At 74.7% G+C, this 9,427-nt stretch carries 10 protein-coding genes; 9 read left to right on the top strand and 1 reads right to left on the bottom strand.

Features of this window, described 5'->3' with window-relative positions; translation table 11 throughout:
* The 3 genes from GTR02_RS16365 to GTR02_RS16375 all read left to right on the top strand — a co-directional run.
* Positions 1 to 268 (top strand): YcaO-like family protein (locus GTR02_RS16365; RefSeq protein ID WP_166608562.1); only part of this gene is annotated, 268 nt, incomplete at its 5' end.
* Positions 269 to 376: 108 nt separating this feature from the next.
* Positions 377 to 1,606, top strand: coding sequence for a histidine kinase (locus GTR02_RS16370; protein WP_166608563.1), 1,230 nt, complete (start codon positions 377 to 379; stop codon positions 1,604 to 1,606).
* Positions 1,603 to 2,220, top strand: coding sequence for a response regulator transcription factor (locus tag GTR02_RS16375; RefSeq protein WP_205709440.1), 618 nt, complete (start codon positions 1,603 to 1,605; stop codon positions 2,218 to 2,220). The genes GTR02_RS16370 and GTR02_RS16375 overlap by 4 nt, the downstream gene beginning before the upstream one ends.
* 10 nt (positions 2,221 to 2,230) lie before the next feature.
* Here the strand turns inward: GTR02_RS16375 and GTR02_RS16380 are convergent, their stop codons facing one another.
* The gene (locus tag GTR02_RS16380) at positions 2,231 to 3,334 is read right to left on the bottom strand and encodes a DUF3616 domain-containing protein (protein WP_338073869.1); all 1,104 of its coding nucleotides are present in this window, start codon (positions 3,332 to 3,334) and stop codon (positions 2,231 to 2,233) included.
* Positions 3,335 to 3,503: 169 nt separating this feature from the next.
* Between GTR02_RS16380 and dnaK the strand changes: the two genes are divergently transcribed.
* The 6 genes from dnaK to GTR02_RS16410 all read left to right on the top strand — a co-directional run.
* Complete coding sequence (gene dnaK / locus GTR02_RS16385; protein ID WP_166608564.1) at positions 3,504 to 5,363, top strand: molecular chaperone DnaK; 1,860 nt, start codon at positions 3,504 to 3,506, stop codon at positions 5,361 to 5,363.
* On the top strand, positions 5,363 to 5,956 hold the full coding sequence (locus tag GTR02_RS16390; RefSeq protein ID WP_166608565.1) for a nucleotide exchange factor GrpE: 594 nt from the start codon (positions 5,363 to 5,365) through the stop codon (positions 5,954 to 5,956). Before dnaK ends, GTR02_RS16390 begins: the two co-directional genes overlap by 1 nt.
* Positions 5,957 to 5,999: 43 nt before the next feature.
* Positions 6,000 to 7,040 carry a DnaJ C-terminal domain-containing protein gene (locus tag GTR02_RS16395; protein ID WP_166608566.1) on the top strand — a complete coding sequence of 347 codons (1,041 nt, stop codon included), beginning with the start codon at positions 6,000 to 6,002 and terminating at the stop codon, positions 7,038 to 7,040.
* An 80-nt stretch (positions 7,041 to 7,120) separates the two neighbouring features.
* Entirely contained in the window at positions 7,121 to 7,537 is a 417-nt protein-coding gene (locus GTR02_RS16400) for a heat shock protein transcriptional repressor HspR (RefSeq protein ID WP_166608567.1), read from the top strand.
* 58 nt (positions 7,538 to 7,595) lie between these two features.
* Positions 7,596 to 8,735: a calcium:cation antiporter gene (locus tag GTR02_RS16405; protein WP_166608568.1), complete on the top strand. Its 1,140-nt coding sequence runs from the start codon at positions 7,596 to 7,598 to the stop codon at positions 8,733 to 8,735.
* A 23-nt stretch (positions 8,736 to 8,758) separates the two neighbouring features.
* The coding region (locus GTR02_RS16410; protein ID WP_166608569.1) for a beta-propeller fold lactonase family protein at positions 8,759 to 9,427 on the top strand (669 nt) is incomplete at its 3' end.

Here is a 9,427-nt window from a genome sequence, read left to right on the forward strand (position 1 = left end):
CGCCCGCCCCGCCTCGTCCGTGCCGCCCGCCCGCGCCGACCGGACGGGGGACCGGGCCCTGGACGCCGACGCCGACCTCGCCGAGGTCCTCGCCCGGCTCGCGGGCCGGGGCGTGGACGTCCTCGTGCAGGACCTGACGCGGCCCGAGGTGGGCGTGCCGGCCGTCCGCGTCGTCGCCCCAGGCCTGCGCCCGTGGCAGCGGCGGCTGGCCCCCGGTCGTCTCGTCGTCGCCGAGGAGGCGGCGAACCCGTGGCCGCCTCCTGTCTGAGCCCGAGCGCGGCCGCCGCCGGCGGCTACGGTGAGCGCCGTGCCCCGGGTCCGCGCCACGCCTGCGCCGCGGACGCGCCCCGCCGAGGCGCCACGGTCGGCGAGCTCCGTGGCGGTGCGACGGCTCACGGCCTTCACCTACGCGGTCTTCCTCCTCGTGGCCCTCGGCTTGACGGTGACGGTGTTCCCGGCGGCCGGGGACACGCCGTGGGCGCGGTCGGCGCCCGCGTGGCTGGTGGTCGCGGTGCCGCTGGTCGCGGCCCTGGTCGCGGCGAGCGTCAACGTGCTCGCGCTGCGCACCGCGCTGCACCCGGGCGAGGGGCCGCCCCGCACGGTGGCCCTGCTCGGCCTGGCGCTGGTCGCCTACGTGCCGTCGCTGCTGCTGGGCGTGGACTGGCTGGCCTGGACGGCCGTGCTGGCGTGCTTCCTCGTCGTCGTGCTGCCGCTGCGGGTGGCGGCCGCGCTGTACGTCGCCGGCCTGCTCCTGCAGCTGGGCCTGTGGCGCCTGGCCGGGGAGGACTGGCGCTCGACGATCTTCGCGGGGGTCAGCTACGTCGCGACGTCCTTCCTGCTCGCGGTCCTGCTGCGCGCGCTGACCACGTACCAGGAGCTGGAGCGCGCCCGCGCCGAGCTGGCGCTGGCGGAGGTGCTGCGCGAGCGGGTGCGGGTGTCCCGGGACCTGCACGACCTGCTGGGGCGCAACCTCACCGCGGTCTCCCTGAAGGTGGAGCTCGCCCGGCGGCACCAGCGCGCGGGGCGCGAGGACCAGCTGCGGACCGAGCTCGACGAGGTCCTGGCGCTCAGCCACGCCGCGGCGACGGATCTGCGCGCCCTCGTCACGGGCTACCGGGCGCTGTCCCTGGAGTCCGAGCTGGGCGCGGCGCGGCGGCTGCTGGGCGACGCCGGCATCGGCTGCGAGGTCGACGCGGACCCGTCGGCGCTGACGGCCGAGGCGGGTCCGGAGGTCAGCGAGGTGGCCGCGTGGGTGGTGCGCGAGGCGACGACGAACGTCCTCAAGCACGCGCGGGCGAGCGCGTGCCGGATCAGCGCCCACGTCGTCGACGGTGAGCTCCGGCTCGTGGTGAGCAACGACGGCGCCGACGCCGCGGGCGTCCCGGCGCAGACGGGGAACGGCTCGGGGCTGCTCGGCGTGCGGGAGCGGGTGCGCAGCGTCGGCGGCCGGGTCGACGTCCGGTCCGCGGCGGGCACGTTCGAGCTCAGCTGCACGGTGCCGCTCGCCCGGCCCGGGCTCCAGGACGGGCGCCCGACCGGGCGTCCGGCGGGTGGTCGCACCCGGGGTGGACGTCACCCCGGCGGACGGAAGGTGGGATCGCGATGACCGAGGGGGTGATCCGGTTGCTGATCGCGGAGGACATGCACATCGTGCGCTCCGCCCTGGTCGCGCTGCTGGAGAGCGAGGACGACCTCGAGGTCGTGGCCGCCGTGGAGCGCGGCGACCAGGTCATGGACGCGCTCGACCGCACCCGGCCCGACGTCGCCGTGCTCGACCTGGAGATGCCCGGGGGCGACGGCGTCAGCGTCGCCAAGCGGCTCAAGGCCGAGTCGCCCGGGACGAAGGTCATCATCCTCACGGCGCTCGGCCGGCCCGCCGCGGTCCGCAACGCCCTCGCGGCCGGCGTCAACGGCTTCGTGCTGAAGAACGCGCCCGTCGACGACCTCGTCGACGGCATCCGCCGGGTCGCGGCGGGTGGCCGCGTCCTGCACCCCGAGCTCGCCGCGGCCGCGGTGCAGAACGGCGACTCACCGCTGACCGCGCGGGAGTCCGACGTCCTCACCCTGGTCGCCGACGGCTGCGGCGTGCGCGAGGCCGCCTCGGCGCTGAGCCTCTCGGAGGGCACGGTCCGCAACTACCTCACGGCGACCATGGACAAGCTGGGCGCGCGCGGCCGCACGGACGCAGTCAAGATCGCCCAGTCCAACGGCTGGATCTGAGCCGCACCGCTCAGCGGGGCAGGTCCAGGACGTCGGCCAGCATCCCGCCGCCCGGCGTGTGCCGGCCGGCCGCGGGGGAGTCCAGGACGACGAGCAGCCGCGGGTGGCCGTGCTCGTCGGTCTCGTCCAGCAGCGCGATGCCCTCGGCGTGGTCCTCGCCGTCGCCGTGGCGGAGCTCCAGGACCACGGGCAGCTCGTCGGCGCCCACGACCTCGGCGGCGTCCGTGACGCCCGCCCCGGTCCAGCGGTGCACGCGGACGGGGCCGGACAGTCCCATCGACGGGCCGGCCAGGACGAGCAGGTCGTCGCCGTCGGGGCACAGGTCGCGCACGCCGAGGCCGCGCAGGTCGAGCAGGTGCAGGCGGTGGCGCTCGCCGCCGTCGAAGCGCCCGAGCTGCAGCCGGTGCGGGTCGTCGGGGTGCGTCACGGGCCGGACCTCCACGACCACCGCCCAGCCGCGCAGCACCGGGCCGCGGAAGCCGACGTAGAGCCGGTCCACCCCACCCGTGGAGTGCACCGCGACGCCCTCGACGTCGATGCCGTTGTCCTTGGACGGGATCCGCCCGAACGGCGCGAGCAGCGGCTCGTCGGCCAGGTGGTCGGTGAGCGCGTCGTCGTGCGCGCCGAGGACCGCGGCCGTGAGCGTCTCGCCGTCGAGCTCGAGCTCGCGCACGGGCAGGCCCGTCGCGGGGTCGACGGGCATCCGCACGAGCACGTACCGGTTGGCCTCGCGCACGACCTTGCCGAGCCGCTTGCGGGCCTTCGCCGGGGAGTCGCCGGGGCGGACCTTCTTGCGCTTGAGCGAGTGCGAGCCGATGGCCCACAGCCAGGGCCCCTGCCGGGCGAGGCCCTCGACGTCGGCCTCCTCGTCGCCCGGGGCGGGCAGCGCGACGAGGTCGGCCAGGGCCACGGTCACCTGGTCGCCGTAGCCGGTGACCACGCCGTCGCGGGTGTGCGCGCTCAGGCGCTCGACGGTGGCGGTCTCGTCGCCGGCCACCCAGAGGTGCTCGCCGTCGCTGCGCACGGCCGAGAGGTTGACGTGGGTGCCGCCCGCCCGGGAGTCCTCCGTGAAGTGCAGCGGGACCTGGCGGACCGGGGTCGCGGGAGACGTCACGTCCTGAGCACGTTCGGCGGACCCTCCCGGTTCCCGGGAACACCGCGCGACCCGCGACGGTTGAGTCGGACAGGCTCAACTCCGGACGCTCCGGCTTGACACCGGCCGCCGCATCGGGAGACTTGAGCCGAAAGCACTCAATCGTCATCAGCAGCAGGAGGCTCCCCCCATGGCACGTGCGGTCGGCATCGACCTCGGCACCACCAACTCCGTCGTCTCGGTCCTGGAGGGTGGCGAGCCCACGGTCATCGCGAACGCCGAAGGTGGTCGCACGACCCCGTCCGTCGTGGCGTTCGCCAAGAACGGCGAGGTCCTGGTCGGCGAGATCGCGAAGCGCCAGGCCGTGACCAACGTGGACCGGACCATCCGCTCCGTGAAGCGTCACATCGGCACCGACTGGAACGTCGGGATCGACGACAAGAAGTACGGCCCGCAGGAGATCTCCGCGCGCATCCTGCAGAAGCTGAAGCGGGACGCGGAGAGCTACCTGGGCGAGCCCGTCACCGACGCGGTCATCACCGTCCCGGCGTACTTCTCCGACGCCCAGCGCCAGGCCACCAAGGAGGCCGGCGAGATCGCCGGCATGAACGTCCTGCGCATCATCAACGAGCCCACCGCGGCCGCACTGGCGTACGGCCTGGACAAGGGCAAGGAGGACGAGCTCATCCTCGTCTTCGACCTCGGCGGCGGTACGTTCGACGTGTCCCTCCTGGAGGTCGGCAAGGACGAGGACGGGTTCTCCACCATCCAGGTCCGCGCGACGTCCGGTGACAACCACCTCGGCGGCGACGACTGGGACCAGCGGGTCGTGGACCACCTGCTGAAGAAGGTCCAGGGCGCGTACGGCATCGACCTGTCCAAGGACAAGATCGCCATGCAGCGCCTGCGCGAGTCCGCGGAGCAGGCCAAGAAGGAGCTCTCGACCGCGACGAGCACCGGCATCTCCCTGCAGTACCTGTCGATGACGGAGAACGGCCCCGTCCACCTGGACGAGCAGCTCACCCGCGCGCAGTTCGAGCAGATGACGCAGGACCTGCTGGACCGGACCAAGGCGCCGTTCCACTCGGTCATCAAGGACGCCGACGTCAAGCTCGCCGACATCGACCACGTCGTCATGGTGGGTGGCTCCACCCGCATGCCGGCCGTGACCCAGGTCGTCAAGGAGCTGACCGGCGGCCGCGAGCCGAACAAGGGCGTGAACCCCGACGAGGTCGTCGCCATCGGCGCGGCCCTGCAGGCCGGTGTCCTCAAGGGCGAGCGCAAGGACGTCCTGCTCATCGACGTCACCCCGCTGTCCCTGGGCATCGAGACCAAGGGCGGGATCATGACGAAGCTCATCGAGCGCAACACCGCGATCCCGACCAAGCGCTCCGAGGTGTTCACCACGGCGGACGACAACCAGCCGTCGGTGCTCATCCAGGTGTTCCAGGGCGAGCGCGAGCTGGCCCGCGACAACAAGCCGCTCGGCACGTTCGAGCTCACCGGCATCGCGCCGGCCCCGCGCGGCGTGCCGCAGGTCGAGGTCACGTTCGACATCGACGCCAACGGCATCGTCCACGTGTCCGCCAAGGACCGCGGCACCGGCAAGGAGCAGTCGATGACCATCTCCGGCGGCAGCGCGCTGTCGAAGGAGGACATCGACCGCATGGTCAAGGACGCCGAGGTCCACGCGAACGAGGACAAGACCCGTCGCGAGGAGGCCGAGGCCCGCAACCAGGCCGAGGGGCTCGTCTACCAGACCGAGAAGTTCCTGGCGGACAACTCCGACAAGCTGCCGGCCGAGGGCAAGGAGGAGGTCGAGACGGCCGTCGCCGAGCTGAAGACCGCGCTCAACGGGACCGACGCCGCCGAGATCAAGGCCAAGACCGAGGTCGTCGCCCAGGCCAGCCAGAAGCTCGGCTCCGCGATGTACGCGGCCCAGGCCGACGCGCCCGCCGCGGACGACAGCACCCCCGGTGCGTCCTCCTCGGCCACGGCGGACGACGACGTCGTGGACGCCGAGGTCGTCGACGACGAGAAGGACAAGTGATGGCGGAGGAGTTCAGCGAACCCACCGTGATCCGCGACCGCCGGCGCCTGGACCCGGAGACGGGTGAGGTGCGCGCCGAGCCCGTGGCCGAGGCCCCGGCGGACGCCGAGGCCGACGTCGCCGCGCCCGTCGAGACCCCGGCCGCCCCGACGGTCGGCGGGGCCGACGACGGTGCGGCGCAGGCGCTCGCGGACGAACGGCTCGAGGACCTGCTGCGGCTGCAGGCCGAGTACGTGAACTACCGCAAGCGCGTGGACCGGGACCGGGACGTCGCCCGCGACGCGGCGCTGTCCAGCGTCGCGGAGGCCCTGCTGCCCGTGCTGGACGACGTGCACCTCGCGCGTCAGCACAACGACCTGACGGGTCCGTTCGCGGCGATCGCCGAGAAGCTCGAGGCGACGCTGGGCCGGTTCGGCCTGGTCCGCTACGGCGAGGTGGGCGAGCCGTTCGACCCGGCCGTCCACGAGGCGCTGATGAGCAGCCACTCCGACGAGTACGAGGTGGCGAGCGTGGGGCAGCTGCTGCAGCCGGGGTACCGGTTCGGCGAGCGCGTCCTGCGCCCGGCACGCGTCGCGGTGGCCGACCCGCAGTGAGCGCGACCAGCGCACCGGGAACGAGCAGGGAGGAGGTCGGACGATGAGCATGCAGGACTGGGCGGAGAAGGACTTCTACGCCGTCCTCGGGGTTCCGCACGACGCGGACGCCGCGGCCATCAAGAAGGCCTACCGCAAGAAGGCCCGCACCCTGCACCCGGACGCGAACCCCGGCGACGCGTCGTCGGAGCTGAGGTTCAAGGAGGTCGGGGAGGCCTACGCGGTCCTCTCCGACCCCGAGCAGCGACGGCAGTACGACGGGGTCCGCGCCATGGTCGGCGGTGGCGCCCGGTTCTCCTCCCCCGGAGGTGCGGGCGGGGCCGGAGGCGCGGGTTTCGAGGACCTCCTGGGCGGTCTGTTCGGCCAGCAGGCCGGCCGTGGTGGCCCCGGCGGCGTGCGCTTCGGCGCCCCCGGCGGGGCCGCGGGGGGCGCGGGGTTCGAGGACCTGCTCGGCGGGTTGTTCGGTCAGGCCGGTGGTGGCGGTTTCGGCGCCGGCGGCCCCACCGCGCCCCCCCGCGGTCAGGACCTCGAAGCCAGTGCGCGCGTGGGGTTCCGGGCCGCGCTCGAGGGCGCCACGGTCAACCTGCGGGTGCCCGACCCGCGCGGTGGACCGGCCCGCAGCGTGAGCGCCCGGCTGCCCCGGGGCGTGCGCGACGGGCAGAAGGTGCGGCTGCGCGGCAAGGGCCTGCCCGGCCCGGGCGGCGCGGTGGGCGACCTGCTCGTCACCGTGCACGTCGAGCCGCACCCGGTGTTCAAGCGCGACGGCGACGACCTGCGGATGACGCTGCCGGTGTCCTTCGACGAGGCCGTGCTGGGCGCCACCGTCGAGGTGCCGACCCTCGACGGGTCGTCGGTGCGGGTGAAGGTCGCGCCGGGGACGCCGTCGGGCCGGTCGTTGCGGCTGAAGGGCCGCGGCGTCGCCAAGGCGCGGTCCGACGACGCGCGGGGGGACCTGTTCGTCACCCTCGAGGTCGTCGTGCCGCAGAAGGTCGACGGCGCCGCGCGCGAGGCCGTCGAGGCCTTCGCGAAGGCCACGGCCGGTGAGGACCCGCGGGCCGGTCTGGCGGACAGGGCCCGCAGCTAGGACGGACTCCCGTCCCGCCGTGGTCGGCCCACGATCCGCACGACCACGGCGGGCGGGGACGCGAGGAGAGGAGGCTCGGGTTGTACGACGACGACTCCGCGGTCTTCGTGATCTCGGTGGCCGCGGAACTGGCCGGCATGCACCCGCAGACGCTGCGGCAGTACGACCGGCTCGGGCTCGTGTCGCCCAGCCGGGCACCCGGGCGCGGGCGGCGGTACTCCGCGCGCGACGTCGCGCAGCTGCGCGAGGTGCAGCGGCTGTCCCAGGAGGACGGCGTGAACCTCGCGGGCATCAAGCGCATCCTCGAGCTGGAGAACCAGGTCACGGCCCTCGGCCACCGCGTCGAGTCCCTCGAGGCCGAGCTGGACCTGGTGCGCCAGCAGGCCCGCCGCATCTTCGCCGCGGGCATGGCGGGCGACATCGTCGCCACGCCGCGCGGGCGGCGCCCGTCGTCGCAGCGCTCCACCGCGCTCGTCGTCTGGCGTCCCGACCGCTGACGCGGCCGCCCGCCCGCAGCACGGTCGTCGGCCGCGGCCCCAGCTGGGAGGCTGAGGCATGACTCCGAGCCTCTCGCCGACCCGGAACCCGCGACCCACGTCGATCCGCTCGTCGCTGACGTGGACCACCGTCGCGCCGCCCGCCGCCCTCGTGGTGCTGGCCCTGGCCTGGGGGCGCGAGCCGGGGACGGTGGTGGCCCTGCTGCTCGCGGTGTTCCTCGGGGCCGCCGTGCTGGCCGCCGTGCACCACGCCGAGGTGGTCGCGCACCGGGTCGGGGAACCGTACGGCTCGCTCGTCCTCGCCGTCGCCGTGACCGTCATCGAGGTCGCGCTCATCGTCACGCTCGTCGCGGCCGGCGGTCCCGAGACCGCCTCTCTCGCACGGGACACGGTGTTCGCAGCCGTGATGATCACCTGCAACGGCATCCTGGGGCTCTCGCTGCTGCTCGGGGCGCTGAAGCACCGGGTCGCGGTGTTCAACGCCGAGGGGACGGGGGCGGCGCTGGCCACGGTCGCGACCCTCGCCACGGTCTGCCTCGTCCTGCCGACGTTCACGACCTCCCGGCCGGGCCCGGAGTTCTCCCCGCCGCAGCTGGCGTTCGCGGCCACCGCCTCCCTCGCCCTCTACGGGCTGTTCGTCCTGACGCAGACCGTCCGCCACCGCGACTTCTTCCTGCCCGTGGCCGCGGACGGCAGCGCCCTGCCCGAGGACGCGACCGACGAGCACGCCGAACCGCCGAGCGGCCGTCGGACGCTGCTGAGCCTCGGTCTGCTGCTCGTCGCGCTCGTCGCGGTCGTGGGGCTCGCCAAGGTCGAGTCCCCGACCATCGAGGCGGGCGTGCAGGCCCTGGGTTTCCCGGCGTCGTTCGTCGGCGTCGTCATCGCCCTGCTCGTGCTGCTGCCGGAGACCCTGGCCGCCGCGAAGGCCGCGCGCCGCGGTCGCCTCCAGACCAGCATCAACCTCGCGTTCGGCTCGGCGATGGCCAGCATCGGGCTGACCCTGCCGGTCATCGCGGTCGCGACGATCTGGCTGGACGGGCCGCTGCTGCTGGGGCTGGGCTCGACGCAGCTGGTGCTGCTCGGCCTGACCGTCGTCGTCGGCACCCTGACCGTCGTCCCGGGGCGCGCCACCACGCTGCAGGGCGGCGTGCACCTGGTTCTGCTCGCCGCCTTCCTCTTCCTGGCCGCGAGCCCCTGAGCCGCGGCTGGCAGGATCCCCGCGTGAGCGATCTCCTCGCCGTCGGGTCCGCGACGGCCGCGACGGGCGGGCGGGGCGCCGGCGTCTCGTTGCTGGCGCGGGACCCGCGGACCGGGCGCGTGCGTCCGGTCGCGACACCGTCCCCCGGCGACTCGCCCACCTTCCTCGCCCCGGCGGGCCGGGGCCGGCTGCACGCCGCGCACGAGGTCGCCGACGGCCGCCTGTCCACCCGCGCCTTCGACGGCACCGCGTGGTCGGTGCAGGGGGAGGTGCCCTCGGGCGGGTCCAGCCCCTGCCACGTGGCCGTGCACCCGTCGGGGGACCTGCTCGTCGTCGCGAACTACGGCGGGTCGGTGGGGGTCGTCGCTGCCCGCGACGGCGTGGTGCGCGACCTCGTGCAGACGCTGACCGCGACGGGCGGCGGCCCGGTGGCCGACCGGCAGGAGGGTTCGCACCCGCACTCCGCGACGTTCCTGGGCGACGGGTCGAGCGTCGTCGTCGCCGACCTCGGCGCCGACGAGCTGCGCGTGCACGCCGTCGACCGCACGGCCGGCCGGCTCAGCGCGGACCCCGTCCAGGTGGTGCGGACCGCACCCGGCAGCGGCCCGCGCCACGCCGTGCTGCGGGGGGACCGGCTCGTCGTGGTCGGCGAGCTCGACGCCACCGTCACGTCCTGGGCCGTGGCCGGCGGC

This window comes from Kineococcus siccus, from assembly GCF_009906795.1.
GTDB lineage: Bacteria > Actinomycetota > Actinomycetes > Actinomycetales > Kineococcaceae > Kineococcus > Kineococcus siccus.

Excerpts from the sequence above, each read along its gene's own strand:
- GTR02_RS16375 (WP_205709440.1), top strand. The coding sequence starts at position 1,603 with ATGACCGAGGGGGTGATCCGGTTGCTGATCGCGGAGGACATGCACATC.
- dnaK (WP_166608564.1), top strand. The coding sequence starts at position 3,504 with ATGGCACGTGCGGTCGGCATCGACCTCGGCACCACCAACTCCGTCGTC.
- GTR02_RS16390 (WP_166608565.1), top strand. The coding sequence starts at position 5,363 with ATGGCGGAGGAGTTCAGCGAACCCACCGTGATCCGCGACCGCCGGCGC.
- GTR02_RS16395 (WP_166608566.1), top strand. The coding sequence starts at position 6,000 with ATGAGCATGCAGGACTGGGCGGAGAAGGACTTCTACGCCGTCCTCGGG.
- GTR02_RS16405 (WP_166608568.1), top strand. The coding sequence starts at position 7,596 with ATGACTCCGAGCCTCTCGCCGACCCGGAACCCGCGACCCACGTCGATC.